Raw genomic sequence first — 16,219 nt, forward strand, 5'->3', positions numbered from 1 at the left:
AATAGGAAATATCAAAATAAAACATATATTATAAACCGACAAATTTTAGTAAATTTGCCAACTTAATTAATCAACGATATTGAGATATTACAATGAGCCAATTTAAAGAATACAAAAACCTCAACCTTATTGACGTAGCAGAGAATGTAGCGGAATTCTGGAAACAGAATAAAACTTTCAATAAGAGTGTTGAGATTCGTGAGGGGCAACCTGAGTTTGTTTTTTATGAAGGTCCGCCCTCAGCAAACGGTATGCCCGGAATTCACCACGTAATGGCCAGAGCGTTGAAGGATATTTTCTGTCGTTATCAGACCCAGAACGGGAAGCAGGTTTTCCGTAAAGCGGGTTGGGATACACACGGACTTCCGGTAGAGCTTGGCGTGGAAAAGGAATTAGGAATCACTAAAGAAGATATTGGCAAAAAAATTTCTATTGAAGATTATAACAAAGCGTGTCGTGAAGCGGTAATGCGTTATACAGACGTTTGGAACAACCTTACTGAAAAAATCGGTTACTGGGTTGATCTTGACGATCCATATATCACGTATAAGTCAAAATACATGGAGACCGTTTGGTGGTTGTTAAAGCAGTTGTACGATAAAGGATTATTGTACAAAGGCTATACAATTCAGCCTTATTCTCCGAAAGCAGGAACCGGACTTTCTTCACACGAAGTAAACCAACCTGGAGCTTATCGTGATGTTTCTGATACGACAGTTGTTGCTCAGTTTAAAACATTACCGGAAACATTACCTTCATTCTTACAAGGTTTTGGAGATGTACATTTCTTAGCCTGGACGACAACTCCTTGGACGTTGCCTTCAAACACCGCTTTGACAGTAGGTCCAAAAATCGATTATGTTTTAGTTGAAACATATAATCAATATACTTTTGAAAAAACGTTGGTCGTTTTAGCAAAGGCTTTAGTTGGAAAACAATTTGGAAAGAAATTTGAGTCTTATGACAAAGATGCTGATGATTTGCTTTTTTCATTTAACGCAGCAAATATGTCACAAGGAGATAAAATTCCATATAGAATTTTAGCAGAATTCAAAGGGGCTGATTTGGTTGGAATTAAATATGAGCAATTATTACAATATGCTCTTCCTTACCAAAATCCTGAAAATGCGTTCAGAATAATTTCAGGAGATTTCGTAACGACTGAAGACGGAACAGGTATCGTTCATACAGCTCCAACTTTTGGTGCTGATGACGCGAAGGTAGCAAAAGAAGCTACTCCTGAAGTTCCGCCAATGTTGGTGTTAGATGAAAATGAAAATCCAATCCCGTTAGTGGATTTACAGGGAAGATTTTTATCTATTGTAAATGATGAAATCTATGGTTTTGCCAATGAATATGTAAAAGGAGAATACCTTAGCGAAGACGAAAAAAATACGGAATTAAATATTCAGAAAGAAAATTTAAAGTCAATCATTGCAGATTTGAAGGCTTATCTTTCTGTAGATGAAAGAATTGCTTTAAAATTAAGAAAAGAAAATAAGGCTTTTAAAGTTGAAAAATATGTTCACAGTTATCCGCACAGCTGGAGAACAGATGAGCCGTTGTTATATTATCCGTTGGATTCCTGGTTTGTGAAAATGACTTCATTGAGAAGCCGTTTGGTAGAACTGAATGAAACAATTAACTGGAAGCCAAAAGCAACAGGAGAAGGACGTTTCGCAAACTGGTTGGAAAACGTAAACGACTGGAATCTTTCCCGTTCAAGATATTGGGGAATTCCGTTGCCGATCTGGAGAACAGACGATTTGAAGGAAGAAAAAATCATTGGTTCTGTAGAAGAAATATACAACGAAATTGAAAAGTCGATCGCAGCAGGATTCATGAAAGAAAATCCTTTCAAAGATTTTGTAATCGGAGATATGTCTGAAGAAAATTATGCTTTAGTTGATCTTCATAAAAATATTGTTGACCAGGTAATTTTGGTTTCAGATTCAGGAAAAGCGATGAAGCGTGAGAGCGACTTGATCGACGTTTGGTTCGATTCAGGTTCTATGCCTTATGCGCAGTTGCATTATCCTTTTGAGAATAAAGAATTAATCGATAATCATAAAGCATTCCCTGCAGATTTCATTGCGGAAGGAGTTGACCAGACTCGTGGTTGGTTCTACACACTTCACGCGATCGGAACAGCGGTTTTTGATTCTGTTGCTTATAAAAATGTAATGAGTAACGGACTTGTTTTGGATAAAAACGGCGTGAAAATGTCGAAATCCAAAGGAAATGGAATTGATCCTTTCGAAACATTAGCCATTTACGGACCAGATGCTACGCGTTGGTACATGGTTTCGAATGCAAATCCTTGGGAAAACTTAAAATTCGATATTGAAGGTATTGATGAAACAAGAAGAAAATTCTTCGGAACGTTGTACAATACCTATTCATTCTTTGCTTTGTATGCAAATGTTGACGGATTCATTTATTCTGAAAAAGAAGTTGAGAACAGACCGGAAATCGATAGATGGATCTTGTCTGAATTAAACTTATTAATTAAAGAAGTTAAGGCATTCTATGAAGATTACGAACCAACAAGAGTGGCAAGAGCGATCAACACTTTTGTGAATGACAATTTATCAAACTGGTACGTAAGATTGTGTAGAAGACGTTTCTGGAAAGGAGATTATTCAGATGATAAAATTTCAGCTTACCAGACTTTATATACTTGTCTGGAAACTGTGGCTAAATTATCTGCGCCAATTGCCCCATTCTTCATGGATCAATTGTATCAGGATTTAAATAAAGTAACAGGAAAAGAAACTGCGGAATCTATTCACTTAACGGACTTCCCTGTTGCTGATGAAAGTTTGATCGATCAGGATTTGGTTGAAAAAACGCATTTAGCACAAAACATTACAAGTATGGTTTTCTCTTTGAGAAAAAAAGAAAACGTAAAAGTTCGTCAGCCATTACAGAAAGTATTAATTCCTGTTTTAGATAAAAAAACAGAGGCGCAAATTGCTGCGGTTTCTGAATTAATTAAACAAGAGGTAAATGTTAAAGAAATTCAATTGATCAATGCTGAAGAAGCTGCTGATTTAATTGTAAAACAGATAAAACCAAATTTCAAGGCGCTTGGTCCTAAATTAGGCAAAGACATGAAAGTGGTTGGAGGAGAGATCGCCAACTTTAGTGCAGAGCAGATTTCCACCTTAGAAAAAGAAGGAAAATTAGACGTTCAGGGATACGAAATTACACTAGAGGATGTGGAAATTTCTACAAAAGATATCCCAGGATGGACTGTAACTTCTGATGGAAAAACAACTGTGGCATTAGATTTGACGTTAACAGACGAATTAAAATCTGAAGGTATCGCAAGAGAATTCATCAACAGAGTTCAAAACCTGCGAAAAGATAAAGAATTTGACCTGACAGACAGAATTTCCATCACATTGGAAGAAAATTCTCCGTTCTTGAATGATATCAAGAAAAATGAAGAATATATTTCGGCTGAAGTCTTGTCAAATAAAATAGAAATTGTATCTTCACTTTCAAATTTTAACGAAATCGAAATAGATGAGGTTAATTTTAAGATAAATGTTGAAAAAAATTAACATATAGTTATTGTTTTTCAAATTCCATTTCATAATTTTATTAAAAAAGAGAAACGAACATGTCAGACGAAAGAGTAAGATACAGTGATGCTGATTTACAAGAGTTTAAAGCAGTGATCAAGGAAAAAATAGAGAAAGCAGAAAACGATTTAAAACTAATCAGAGAGAGTTTTATCAACGACCAGAATAATGGCACGGATGATACTTCTCCGACCTTTAAAGCGTTTGAAGAAGGTGCTGAAACTTTAAGCAAAGAGCAGAACTCTATTTTAGCCGGAAGACAGGAGAAATTCGTACGTGATTTGAAGAATGCTTTGATAAGAATTGAAAACAAAACTTATGGCGTTTGCAGAGTAACAGGCAAGTTGATTCCTAAAGAAAGACTATTGGCTGTTCCGCACGCTACGTTAAGCATTGAAGCGAAAAACATGCAGAAATAACCGCAAGGTTAGTTAAAATAATTTTTGGTTTATATCGTATTTCATGAAATACTTTATAAACCAAATTTTTAATATATACCCATGAGCGAATTATTAATTTTAATCATTATTATTGTTGTCGTTTTAGGATTTTTCAACAGAGAAAAGATCAAAAACAGATTTTTTCCCGACGAAAAAAGAAATTACACCATTGATGACCAATTTAATTCTGATAAACGCGAAAGGGAGAAAGAAATCGACAGGCTTTTAAGCAAAATGGGCAAAAACGGAGTGAATGATTTGTCTGCAAAAGACAGAAAAAGACTCGATGAATTGTCCAAAAAATAAAAATTAATTAAATAAAAATGGAGGCACTAATTGTACACCCAAAAAACCAAATGGAGCTGAATGCACTGAAAAGTGTGATGAAAGATATGGGAATTCGTTACGAAAAATTTCATACGCGAGGCTCAAAAACTCAAACTTTCGAGCCAAGAACTCCTGCCAAAAAAGAAAATACCAAGAAAAACTTTAAAGACAAACCAAAGACGAACCTGTAATGAAAAAGATATTATTTGTAACCTTTCTTATTTTATTAATTGATCAGGCTTCAAAAATTTATGTAAAAACACATTTTAATCTGGACGACAGCATTTCTGTATTGCCAGGTTTCAAGTTTACATTTGTGGAAAATCCGGGAATGGCTTACGGACTTCATTTTGGCGGAGTTATTGGAAAATATTTCCTGGTAATTGTAAGAGTTATTTTGATTGGCGGAATGATCTACTTATTCAAAAAGTGGCTGCAACGTGGTGAATCTAATTATCTTTTGATTCCTATGGCCATGATTTTTGCCGGAGCCATTGGGAATTTGATTGACGGAATGTTTTATGGATTGATTTTCGACAGCGGAACAGTTTACGACCCAAGCATTGATCGTTGGATTGGTTACGGTGGAATCTCTAAAGTAGTAGGCTTCGGAAACGGATATTCTACTTTTATGAGAGGTTGCGTGGTTGACATGCTTCATTTTCCGTTGGTAGATTGGAATGTTCCTGAAAGCTGGCCTATTATTGGAGGAAAACATATTGAATTTTTTAAATATATCTTCAATGTAGCAGATTCAGCAATTACAGTAGGGGCAGTTTTATTATTAATTTTCAGAAAAAAAGCTTTCCCCAACGGATTGGAATTTTAAAAATACATAACACTAAATGAAAAAAATTATTAAAAATATTTTTAAATTCTTCCTGCTTCTTATTGTTGCAGGAATTATTTTTATTGCTTGGGCGAATTACAGCATCAAGAAAAACAGTGATGCGTACGTTTCTTACAACATCGCTGATATTCCCGAAACGAAAACAGCTTTACTTCTCGGAACCAGCAAAAACTTGAACAGCGGTCTTCCGAATGCTTATTTCTACAACAGAATTCAGGCAACGGTAGATCTGTATAAAAGCGGAAAAATAAAGTATATCATCGTAAGCGGCGACAATAGCACCAAAGACTATAATGAGCCCGAAGATATGCTGTTAACTTTAATGCGCTATGGCATTCCTGAGAATAAAATTTTCTTAGATCATGCAGGATTCAGAACGCTAGATTCTGTGGTAAGAGCTAAAGAAATTTTTGGACAGACAAAACTGGTGATTATTTCACAAAAGTTTCATAACGAAAGGGCGGTATTTTTAGCCAAAGAAAACGGAATTGATGCTTTCGGCTACAACGCTAAAGATGTGAATAAATACGCAGGTTTTAAAACCAATATGAGAGAATATCTGGCGAAAGCGAAAGCTTATTATGATTTACTTCTAGGTATTGAACCTAAATTTGGAGGAGAAAAAATTTTGATTCCATAATTTTCTTTTCTCGCTGATTTTGCTGATTAAGCAGATTTAAAATCATATTAAAAAGATCTGCGTTATCTGCTCAATCCGTGAGAGAATTAATTAAATTTGCAATTCATTAATTTTTAAATATAAATTTTAAACAAATGTCAAGAATTCTTACCGGCATTCAAGCCACCGGAACACCGCACCTTGGTAACTTGTTGGGTGCTATTATTCCTGCAATTGAGCTATCAAAACAGGAAGGAAACGAATCATTTTTATTTATCGCGAATCTGCATTCTCTTACGCAGATAAAAGACGCGAGAGAACTGAAACAGAATACCTACGAGATTGCTGCGGCTTGGCTTGCTTGTGGATTAGATACCGAAAAAACATTTTTTTACAGACAGAGCGACATCCCTGAAACCTGTGAACTTTCTTGGCATTTATCATGTTTTTTTCCTTATCAGAGATTAACACTGGCACATTCATTTAAAGATAAAGCAGACCGTTTGCAGGATGTAAATGCTGGCTTGTTTACTTATCCTATTTTGATGGCCGCCGATATTTTATTGTATGATGCTGAAATCGTTCCTGTGGGGAAAGATCAGCTTCAGCATTTGGAGATTGCTCGAGATGTGGCTTCAAGATTTAATAATCAAATGGGTGAAGTTTTTGTTTTGCCACAATCTGAACTTCAGGAAGACACCAAATATGTTCCCGGAGTTGATGGACACAAAATGTCAAAATCCAGAGGAAATATCATCAATATTTTCTTACCTGAAAAAGAACTAAAAAAGCAGGTGATGAGCATTGAATCTGATTCAAAATCTTTGGAAGAACCAAAAGATCCCGAAACAGATAAAACATTTGCAATCTATCAACTGATCGCAACTCCAGAACAAACAGAGGAGTTAAGAGCAAAATATTTAGCTGGAAACTTCGGTTATGGTCATGCGAAAAAAGAACTTTTGGATTTGATCTTGGCTAGATTTGAAAAAGAAAGAGAATTGTTCTCTTATTACATGAACAATCTTGACGAATTGGAAGCAAAACTTCAGGAAGGAGCTACAAAAACGAGAGTAATCGCTACGGAAACCATTAAAAGAGTGAGAGAAAGTTTAGGAATTTAATTTTCTATATCTTTTATGAATAAATATTAAGTTTCGGCGGCACCTTCGGTGCCGCCGAAACTCTTTAAAACAACCTAATCCCCTCAATTGGAAAGACTTTTATTATTTTTAGTAATGATAAAATAATGCATTCCCTCCTCAAATTCATAGGAAATATCCCAATTCGGATATTGTTTGATGATGGACATAATAATCGAAAGTCCAAGTCCTGTCGAAGTATGATCCGAACTCTGCTTATAAAAACGGTTGAAAACTTTCGCTTTATCCAATGACTTTTTAGAACCGCTATTTTGGAAAATAATCTGATCTTTATCGATAATGATGTTGATATTTCCCTTTTCATTATTGTATTTAATTGCATTTTTAAGCAAATTAGACAATAAAATATTCGCCAGATCAGGATTAAAATCACTTACGAAGTTCTCCTTTTCCAAAACATTCACATCAATATGCTTAAACTCAATAAAGTCTTCATATTCCTTCAGTAAATCATTGATCATTTCACTGAAATTAACGATCTGAACTTTATTAAACTGGCTATTATCAATCTTAGAAAGCATCAGCAAAGATTTATTAATCGCAACCATCCTTCGCAAATCGTTCTTTACTTCAACAAAAGAATTCAGGCTTTTCTCTTCCAAGTCTTCATTCTGAATCAATAAATCAATTTTATTAATAACAATCGCTAAAGGTGTCTGCAACTCATGGGAAGCATTTTCTATAAATTGTTTCTGTTGATGAAAAGCCAGTTCATTTCGCTCAATCATTTCATCAATTTCTACATTTAATTCTTCAAACTCGGAAATTTTATACGTTTCTGCAATCGGTGGAGAAGTCACTCCAAACTGATATTTTTTCAGTTTGTCTAAAATCTTATAAAACGGTCGCATCGCCTTATTCAGCAAAAATCCATTAATAAAAAGAATGCTAACTACCAAAAAGAAATACAGTACGACCAAAGCAATACTCAGGTCATAAATCAGTTCATCCTCCTCTACCGTTGATGTTCTGATCGTCAATTTCCGATAACCTCCAAATTGATCTTTAAAACCTGTCTCCAACACTCTATACGGTTCATCATCATCATCGTATTCCATATAATACGTTCTGTTGTAGAATTTGTTTCGGTTGTTGTAATCCGCTTCTGAAACGGGAACTATTTTAAATTCATTAAAAGCAAAATCCGTATTTTCCAACAACTTTTCATCCTGATAAGCCGCTTTGATTAATTGGATCTTTCTGTTTTTCAATCCATCATCCACATTATCATAGACTTCATCTAAAATAAAAGCATAAAATAATGCTGCCCAAACCGCAATAATTAGCAACAGGACAACAATAAGATATTTTATCGTATAATATTTTAACGAACTTTTCATCAGATTAATTTGTAACCAATTCCGTAAACCGCCTGAAAATCAGCTTCAGATTCTACATTTTTTAGTTTTTTACGAAGATTTTTAATTTGAGAATAAATAAAATCCAGACTATCCGCCTGATCGATATAATCCCCCCAAATAGCTTCTGCCAACGTTGTTTTCTGTAACGTTTTTTGGGGCTGAATCATAAAATAATATAGCAAATCATATTCTTTACGATTCAGAATCAACTCATCTCCGTTAATCAAAACTTTTCTGCTTTCAGGATGAATATTGATATTTTTATACGAAATAATATTCTCGCCGTCCTGCTTTTTTCTTCGGATTACAGATTTTATTCTTGCCAATAATTCAGCCAGATGAAAAGGTTTTGCTAAATAATCGTCCGCGCCAATTTCCAATCCTGCCACTTTATCATCCACAGAATCTTTTGCAGAGAGAATAATCACAGGATCTTTTTTGTGCATGGCTTTTATTTCTTTCAGCAAGTCGATACCGTTTCCATCGGGAAGCATGATGTCTAAAAGAATACAGTCATATTCGTAAGAAATAATTTTTTCAAGTCCGGAACTGTAATCTTCGGCATATTCTACAATAAATTGTTCCGCTTCAAGAAAATTCTGAACGATATTTTTCAGCTCAGGTTCATCTTCTATAATTAAAATTTTCATGCTTTTTAAATATGAAGTTCTATCAAAGATATAAAATTAAAACCTCCTTTTCTGGGAGGCTGTGATTAATCATCAATTTTGGTAAAATTTCCTTCTCTGTCAAATTCCAATTCAATTCCGTTAGAAAGTTCAGCCTGATAAGACCATCTTTCTTTCTCCATCTTAATGATATAAGTGTTGGGAAAGCTTTTAGCAACATAGTTTCTAATCTTTGTGGGAATAAAACCATATGGTAATTTCTGATGTTTTCCGTCTACTTCTTTCCAGTTTCCACGGCTGTCAAATTCAATTTTTGTTCCATTAGCTAAGTAAACTTTGTATTCATCAACTCCATAGATTTCTCTGTCCTCAATGGCAGAACCAACTTTGATTCCTTTGAAATTCGTAAAAAGAAAAGTTTTTGCGGTTTTAGGTAACTGATTTGGGCCGATCGCTCTGTCTTGTCCGTAAACGCATCCGGTGATTAAAATAAGGACTACGGCCAATATAATGGTAATTTTTGATCTTGTTTCCATAATTTTTACTGTTTGTTAATTATTATGGAACAAAGGTCTATATCAAATTGGGAAAGAATTAGGAATTGAATTTTAAAGGATAGGAATTTTTAGATTTTAACGTAAAGTTTTTATTTGCATTATTTTAAATTTTAAGGAGCAAAGATTTGCCATAAATCGCTGATGAAGCGTAAACATTATCCGCAAAGCTTCATCAAATCAACTTTGTTGATTTGATGAAGCTTTGCTCACTAAAAATATTCTCAAAAGAAAATAAATCTTTGCGTTAAAAAAGAATTTACAAGAAATCTTTAATCTGCAAAAGATGCTTAATAGATTTCAAACCTTCCTGTTGCGGATTTTCATTTAAAACATCAAAGAAAATAACGTCCATTCCGAAGTTTTGAGAACCAACAACATCAGCAATCCAGTCGTCACCAATTAAAATACTGTTTTCTTTTGTGGCATCAGAAAGACTTAATGAATATTCAAAAATTTCGGGACGAGGTTTCCTTACACCAACTGTATCTGCGCTGGTAATGGTTTGAAAATATGTATCAATTCCGGACAAAATACATTTTCTTTCCGTCACTTCTTTGAATCCGTTGGAAATAATATGCAAAGTATAATTTTTAGCTTTAAGATATTCTAAAATATATTCTGCGCCTTCTACCAGTTCATTATGATTGAGAATTTTATCAAGAAAATGCTCTTCAAAATACATCGATAATTCCAGATCATCTACATTAAAACGTTTGAATGTATCGTAAAAACGGTGCTTTCTCAGATATTCTTTATCGATAATTCCGTCGCGGATATCTTCCCATAGTTTTTCATTGATTTCATGATAAACAGAATGAAACTCATCGAAATTTATATTATATTTTAAGCCAATTTCTTCTTTTTCAAAAAGGTCTTTTATCGTTAAATAGGCATTTCTACGATGATCCCAAAGTGTATTATCAAGATCAAAAAAAATGTGCTGAATTTTCATACAGCACAAAATTAATCATTTTAATTTTTGGAGACAGGATAATTTTTATCCTTGATTTTTAATACGTCCAAACTTTTTGAATAGCTTAGCAAAAAATCAATTGTTTGTTTTTTCGGTTTCAAAGTTTTCACTTTTAAGGAGTCATTTTTTTTCATAGGCGAAAGATGTTTTTCCTTAAAACGAAACTTTTTGCAATTTATTATCTATCTGGTAAGTACAATATTATTTTCTTCCATGATTTTTCTCAGGTTAATCAATGCATAACGTACACGACCTAATGTAGTATTGATACTCATGTCGGTATGATCTGCAATTTCTTTGAAACTTAGCCCATCAAAAAATCTTAATTTAATCACTTCCTGCTGATTTTGAGGCAGAAACTGAAGCATTCTCAAAAGATCTTCCTGAATCTGATTGGTCACCAACTGATCTTCAATATTTTCAGAAGGCTCTCGTATAAGGTCGAAAATGGAATATTCATCAGTTTCGAAAGTAGTTTCCGACACTTTGATATTCTTTGCTTTTAGTCTGAAATGGTCTATGATAAGGTTGTGAGCAATTCTTTTTGCCCAAAGAATGAACTTTCCTTCTTCGTTATAGCGCCCTTCTTTTAGCATCACAATGATTTTCATGAAAGTATCCTGAAAAACATCATTTGCTAAGTCTTCATCATTAATTTTGTAAAAAATGAATGTAAACAGTTCTCTCTGATGACGATGTATAAGCGATGATAATGCCGCTTCGTCTCCTTTTTGGTAAAGGGAAATTAGTAAACTATCCGATTTTGATTTCATAACTTTCTTCTCAATAATATATTTGTAGACAAATCATCTTCCAGATATTATATCTGGCTCAAATTGTAAATACAAAACAATTCTTTAGAGTAAAGTAAAATCTATAGGCTGGTACACTTTAATAATGTGTAAATATAATAATTTTTTAATAACTGTTAACCTATTATTAAAATTTTACAAGAAAAATTTAAAAAAAATCACTTAAACATGTCATGTATAAACACAGTAGGGATATTTAATGTAAAATTAACATTTACACCCTTCATTTCTTTACCGTTTAATCTTGCGTCACCTATCGGAAAAGCATACCCTGCTGTTAAATCTAACATTCCGAAAAGAGAAACCCCAATTTTTGGAGCCACATATTTGTTGGTTCCTTCAGCTCCGGCAAGGAAATAATACGAATGGTAAAAGTCTACATCTTTCTGAAAATTTAACAAAACATCTGCTGAAAGTTTAGGCATAATAGCGAATTTGGAATTTGCAGATCCCATCATCGCCGTTCCGCCCAAGCGGTAAATCACATCATCATTTTTCAAGAAAAGCAACTTTCCTCCTACTTCTCCAAAGCTTTGGTTTTGATAGGTATATCCTACCGTAATCATTTTATGCATGGTGTATTGCGCTTTGGCAAATGTGCTCAGAAAAAATACCGAAAGGATTGTCATTGCGAATCTAGCGTTCATCATCTTCTATTTATTTGAATGTAAAATTAAAAAAAACTGCCTTATCGGAAAGATAAAGCAGTTATTTATTCTGTAAGTTTAAAAATTAAATACCGAAAGCGGCTTTAATTTCGTCTACTTTGTCTAGTTTTTCCCAAGTAAAAAACTCTAAGCCAGTTAATGTAAGCTCGTTTTTATGTCCTTTATTGAAAGTTTTATCAGCTACATAAGGCTCTCTTCCCATGTGTCCGTAAGAAGCTGTATTCTGATAAATAGGGTTTCTTAATTTTAAGTTTTGCTCGATTGCATAAGGTCTCAAATCGAAAATTGTAGACACTTTTTTAGCAATTTCACCATCATTTAAACCAACTTTAGAAGTTCCGTAGGTGTTGATGTATAAACCACAAGGTTCAGCAACACCGATAGCATAAGAAACCTGTACCAAAACTTCGTCAGCAACACCTGCAGCTACTAAGTTTTTAGCGATGTGTCTTGTTGCATAAGCAGCACTTCTATCTACTTTTGAAGGATCTTTTCCAGAAAAAGCACCCCCACCGTGAGCTCCTTTTCCACCGTAAGTATCTACGATGATTTTTCTTCCTGTAAGGCCTGTATCTCCGTGAGGACCACCGATTACGAACTTCCCAGTTGGGTTGATATGATATTTAATCTGATCATTAAATAAAGCCTTGATCTCTTCAGTTTGCAAAGCAACAACTCTGGGGATCAAAATATTTTTAATGTCTTCTCTGATTTTGTTAAGCATTTCCTCTTCCGCTCCGAAATCATCGTGCTGAGTAGAAACTACGATAGAATCAATTCTTACAGGCTTGTGATCATCAGAATACTCGATAGTAACCTGAGATTTTGCATCTGGACGAAGATATTTAATTTCAGAATCTTCTCTTCTGATCGCAGAAAGCTCTTTAAGAATAGTATGTGCTAAATCTAAAGCCAAAGGCATATAGTTAGCCGTTTCGTTGGTTGCATAACCAAACATCATCCCTTGGTCACCAGCACCCTGAGCGTTTGCTTTAGCCTCAAAAGATTCGTCTGTTACTGCTCTGTCAACCCCTTGGTTAATGTCCGGAGACTGCTCGTGAATGGCTGAAATAACTCCACAAGAATCACCGTTGAACATGTATTCTCCCTTTGTGTAGCCAATTCCGTTGATAACATCTCTTGCGATCGTCTGCACATCAAGATAAGCATCAGACTTTACTTCACCAGCCAAAACCACCTGTCCTGTCGTTACAAGAGTTTCACAAGCTACTTTTGAAGTTTTGTCATAAGCCAAAAAGTGATCGATTAATGCATCGGAAATTTGGTCTGCAATTTTATCCGGATGTCCTTCTGAAACAGATTCAGACGTAAATAAATAAGACATATTATTCTTTGTTTTTTTAGATTAAAAAATTGGACGAAGAAAAATAAGAATAAATTGCCAAAAAGCTAAAAAGAGAATACTGTTTTAGCATTTTTTTATAGAGGTTGCAATCAGGTCAAATTTTTCCTCGTTCGTAAACGTCTGCAAATTTAAGTACTATTTTTTTAATACTCAAAAATTTTGTTTACTAATTATAAATTTCTTGAAATTAATGATTTATCTGCAATTTCACAATAAAAACTATTGTGGTTTTATGCTTACAAATTCTTTCGGACTTTCATTATAATTGAGCTTTTTCTCTAATGAAGACTTGATAGAATGTGATAATTCGTCAATAATTTTTTGCTTAAATGTTGGTTTGTAGTAAATAATACTGATCTCTCTGTACGGGAAAGGCTTCTTGAATCTGAAAACATTTTCCTTCTGTACTTCTGAAAGCTGACTTAATGCCAATTCTGGTAAAATACTGATTCCTCCTACTTTATCCACCATGTGAACCAACGTCTGAATATTAGAAGCCAAGAAATCTAAATTCTTAGGTTTCAACGTATTCTCCTTTAAATGACAGATATTTTCAAACTGATTTCTCAGACAGTTTCCTTCCTCAAGTAACCAAACTTTTTCAACGTTTAATTCCTCAGGAACCACGTAAGAATTCTTTTTGTTAGCTTCAGTATTAGAACTATAAATCATTAATTCTTCATTAAACAAAAAGTCCTGATAGAATTCATCTGCCGTATCGTAAGGCGTTGAAATAATTCCTGCATCAAGTTCCCCAGCTTTTAAAGCTTTAATGATACTGTCCGTCGTCATTTCCTTTACATTCATCTGAATTTTAGGATTTTGCTCCAAAAATCCAAATATTTCTGTAGGTAAAATAAATGAAGAAACAGTAGGAATGATTCCCAGATTAATGGTTCCTCCCAGAATATTATTTAAAAGATTCGCTTTGTTCTTTAATTCATTGACAGATTCTATGATTACCTTTGCCTGATCAATGATCTGAAGTCCCACATCTGTGGTACGAATCGGGTGCGTCGTTCTATCGAAAACTTTTACATCCAGTTCATCCTCAAATTTCTGTATCATTGCACTAAGCGTAGGTTGTGTAATGAAGCATGCTTGGGCAGCTTTACCAAAATGTTTGTACTTATCTACAGCGATAAGGTATTCCAATTGCTGAATGTTCATCTGATTAATATTATCTATTACAAAGATATAATGTTTTTGTAATTGACAATTAAAAATTCAAGTAAATTTGATATTTAGTACCTTTACATATTACAATCTAAATAAGAAATCAATCATACAAATCATAAGTTTATGGATTCTAAAAAATTAACGTTAAGCAACGGTGCTCCTTACTACGAACATCAGGACTCACAGACGGTTGGTCCTAGAGGTCCGGTTCTACTTCAGGATTTCATTCTTCAGGAAAATCTGGCGCATTTCGTAAGAGAAAGAATTCCGGAAAGAATCGTTCATGCAAAAGGAAGTGGCGCGTATGGAAAATTCACGGTTACACACGATATATCAAAATATACAAAAGCAAAATTATTTTCTCAGGTAGGTAATTCTTGTAAAATGTTTGCTCGTTTTTCCACTGTTGGAGGTGAAAAAGGAAGTGCAGATACCGCAAGAGATCCAAGAGGTTTTGCTTTAAAATTTTATACAGAAGACGGAAATTGGGATCTTGTAGGAAACAATACACCTGTTTTCTTCATTAAAGATGCTAAAAAGTTTCCGGATTTTATTCACACTCAAAAAAGAGTTCCGAAAACGAATCTGAAAAGTGCAACAATGATGTGGGATTTCTGGAGTTTGAATCCTGAATCTCTTCATCAGGTCTTAATTTTAATGTCCGACAGAGGAACTCCTCATGGCTACAGACACATGCACGGGTTTGGTTCTCATACCTTCTCGATGATTAATGCTCAAAATGAAAGAGTTTGGGTGAAATTTCACTTTAAAACAAAACAAGGCATAAAAAACTTCACTAATGACGACGCGGTAAAAACGGCGGGAGAAAATCCTGATTTTGCGCAGGAAGATCTTTGCAAAGCGATTGAAAATGGTGATTTCCCGAAATGGACCATGTACATCCAAGTAATGACGGAAGAGCAGGCAAGAGATTTCCGATGGAATCCTTTTGATATCACGAAAGTTTGGTTCCATGATGATTTCCCATTGATTGAAGTAGGAGAAATGGAACTGAATGACGTTCCGGTAAATTATTTTGCACACGTAGAGCAATCTACTTTTTCACCAAGCAATTTGATCAACGGAATCAGCTTTTCACCAGATAAAATGCTTCAGGGAAGATTATTTTCTTATCCCGATGCTCACCGATACAGAGTGGGTGTAAATGCGCATCATTTGGAAGTTAACAGATGCCCGTTTGAAGTTAATAATTATCAAAGAGACGGTTTTATGGCAGATTCAAGCCAATATCAGGATAAGCCGAATTATCATCCAAACAGTTTTGATGATATTAAAGCAGATTCTTCGTACAAAAACTTTGAATATGAGTTAGATAGTGCCCACGTTGCAAGTTATAATCGCAATGAAAATGATGATGATCATTACACTCAGCCGGGATTGTTATATTCAAAAGCAATGAATGCGGAAGAGAGAGAAAATTTGATCAAGAATATCATCGGAAGTATGAAAGGAATCGATGGACCGAAGAAAGGTGAGATCATAAATCGTCAATTATGCCACTTTTTCAGGGCTAATATTGAGCTTGGCATGAAAGTAGCTTCTCAACTGAATGTGAATATTGATGCCAATATGATGAATCATTCAAAATAAGTATATTTGATAATATTTATGATATAAAGGAAAAAAAAATAATATTTTTCCTTTTTTTTTGTAAAAAATTTATA

Annotated in this window: 16 protein-coding genes; 8 read left to right on the plus strand and 8 right to left on the minus strand. The window is 34.3% G+C overall.

Annotated elements, in window-relative coordinates; all coding sequences use genetic code 11:
* Positions 1 to 92: 92 nt before the first annotated feature.
* The 7 genes from ileS to trpS all read left to right on the plus strand — a co-directional run bounded on the left by ileS (position 93) and on the right by trpS (position 6,950).
* Positions 93 to 3,569: an isoleucine--tRNA ligase gene (ileS, locus tag OXQ85_RS11090; RefSeq protein ID WP_267404522.1), complete on the plus strand. Its 3,477-nt coding sequence runs from the start codon at positions 93 to 95 to the stop codon at positions 3,567 to 3,569.
* A 59-nt stretch (positions 3,570 to 3,628) separates the two neighbouring features.
* Entirely contained in the window at positions 3,629 to 4,009 is a 381-nt protein-coding gene (locus OXQ85_RS11095) for a TraR/DksA C4-type zinc finger protein (protein WP_267404524.1), read from the plus strand.
* Between the two features lie 81 nt (positions 4,010 to 4,090).
* The gene (locus OXQ85_RS11100; RefSeq protein WP_267404526.1) at positions 4,091 to 4,336 is read left to right on the plus strand and encodes a DUF6576 domain-containing protein; all 246 of its coding nucleotides are present in this window, start codon (positions 4,091 to 4,093) and stop codon (positions 4,334 to 4,336) included.
* A gap of 17 nt (positions 4,337 to 4,353) precedes the next feature.
* The gene (locus tag OXQ85_RS11105; RefSeq protein ID WP_267404528.1) at positions 4,354 to 4,548 is read left to right on the plus strand and encodes a DUF2683 family protein; all 195 of its coding nucleotides are present in this window, start codon (positions 4,354 to 4,356) and stop codon (positions 4,546 to 4,548) included.
* Complete coding sequence (locus tag OXQ85_RS11110; protein WP_267404529.1) at positions 4,548 to 5,186, plus strand: lipoprotein signal peptidase; 639 nt, start codon at positions 4,548 to 4,550, stop codon at positions 5,184 to 5,186. The genes OXQ85_RS11105 and OXQ85_RS11110 overlap by 1 nt, the downstream gene beginning before the upstream one ends.
* A 16-nt stretch (positions 5,187 to 5,202) precedes the next feature.
* Entirely contained in the window at positions 5,203 to 5,847 is a 645-nt protein-coding gene (locus tag OXQ85_RS11115; protein ID WP_267404531.1) for an ElyC/SanA/YdcF family protein, read from the plus strand.
* 134 nt (positions 5,848 to 5,981) lie between these two features.
* Complete coding sequence (gene trpS, locus OXQ85_RS11120) at positions 5,982 to 6,950, plus strand: tryptophan--tRNA ligase (RefSeq protein ID WP_267404533.1); 969 nt, start codon at positions 5,982 to 5,984, stop codon at positions 6,948 to 6,950.
* A gap of 83 nt (positions 6,951 to 7,033) precedes the next feature.
* On the opposite strand, the gene OXQ85_RS11125 is transcribed toward trpS, so the two are convergent.
* From OXQ85_RS11125 to OXQ85_RS11160, 8 genes are all read right to left on the minus strand, one after another.
* Complete coding sequence (locus OXQ85_RS11125) at positions 7,034 to 8,329, minus strand: HAMP domain-containing sensor histidine kinase (RefSeq protein WP_267404535.1); 1,296 nt, start codon at positions 8,327 to 8,329, stop codon at positions 7,034 to 7,036.
* Positions 8,329 to 9,000, minus strand: coding sequence for a response regulator transcription factor (locus OXQ85_RS11130; RefSeq protein WP_267404537.1), 672 nt, complete (start codon positions 8,998 to 9,000; stop codon positions 8,329 to 8,331). Before OXQ85_RS11130 ends, OXQ85_RS11125 begins: the two co-directional genes overlap by 1 nt.
* A gap of 65 nt (positions 9,001 to 9,065) precedes the next feature.
* Positions 9,066 to 9,515 carry a PepSY-like domain-containing protein gene (locus OXQ85_RS11135; protein WP_267404539.1) on the minus strand — a complete coding sequence of 150 codons (450 nt, stop codon included), beginning with the start codon at positions 9,513 to 9,515 and terminating at the stop codon, positions 9,066 to 9,068.
* 277 nt (positions 9,516 to 9,792) lie between these two features.
* Positions 9,793 to 10,488, minus strand: a complete 696-nt coding sequence (locus tag OXQ85_RS11140; RefSeq protein WP_267404541.1) for a YjjG family noncanonical pyrimidine nucleotidase — start codon at positions 10,486 to 10,488, stop codon at positions 9,793 to 9,795.
* Between the two features lie 203 nt (positions 10,489 to 10,691).
* Positions 10,692 to 11,282: a sigma-70 family RNA polymerase sigma factor gene (locus OXQ85_RS11145; RefSeq protein ID WP_267404543.1), complete on the minus strand. Its 591-nt coding sequence runs from the start codon at positions 11,280 to 11,282 to the stop codon at positions 10,692 to 10,694.
* A 197-nt stretch (positions 11,283 to 11,479) separates the two neighbouring features.
* Positions 11,480 to 11,971 (minus strand): hypothetical protein, encoded by a 492-nt coding sequence (locus tag OXQ85_RS11150; RefSeq protein ID WP_267404545.1) that lies wholly within the window; start codon positions 11,969 to 11,971, stop codon positions 11,480 to 11,482.
* An 82-nt stretch (positions 11,972 to 12,053) separates the two neighbouring features.
* Positions 12,054 to 13,334, minus strand: coding sequence for a methionine adenosyltransferase (gene metK, locus OXQ85_RS11155; protein ID WP_267404547.1), 1,281 nt, complete (start codon positions 13,332 to 13,334; stop codon positions 12,054 to 12,056).
* Positions 13,335 to 13,574: 240 nt separating this feature from the next.
* Positions 13,575 to 14,525 (minus strand): LysR substrate-binding domain-containing protein, encoded by a 951-nt coding sequence (locus OXQ85_RS11160; protein ID WP_267404549.1) that lies wholly within the window; start codon positions 14,523 to 14,525, stop codon positions 13,575 to 13,577.
* A gap of 132 nt (positions 14,526 to 14,657) precedes the next feature.
* Between OXQ85_RS11160 and OXQ85_RS11165 the strand changes: the two genes are divergently transcribed.
* Positions 14,658 to 16,145, plus strand: coding sequence for a catalase (locus tag OXQ85_RS11165; protein ID WP_267404551.1), 1,488 nt, complete (start codon positions 14,658 to 14,660; stop codon positions 16,143 to 16,145).
* Positions 16,146 to 16,219: the final 74 nt, after the last annotated feature.

Source organism: Chryseobacterium sp. GM_Chr_2 (assembly GCF_026540445.1).
Classification (GTDB): domain Bacteria; phylum Bacteroidota; class Bacteroidia; order Flavobacteriales; family Weeksellaceae; genus Chryseobacterium.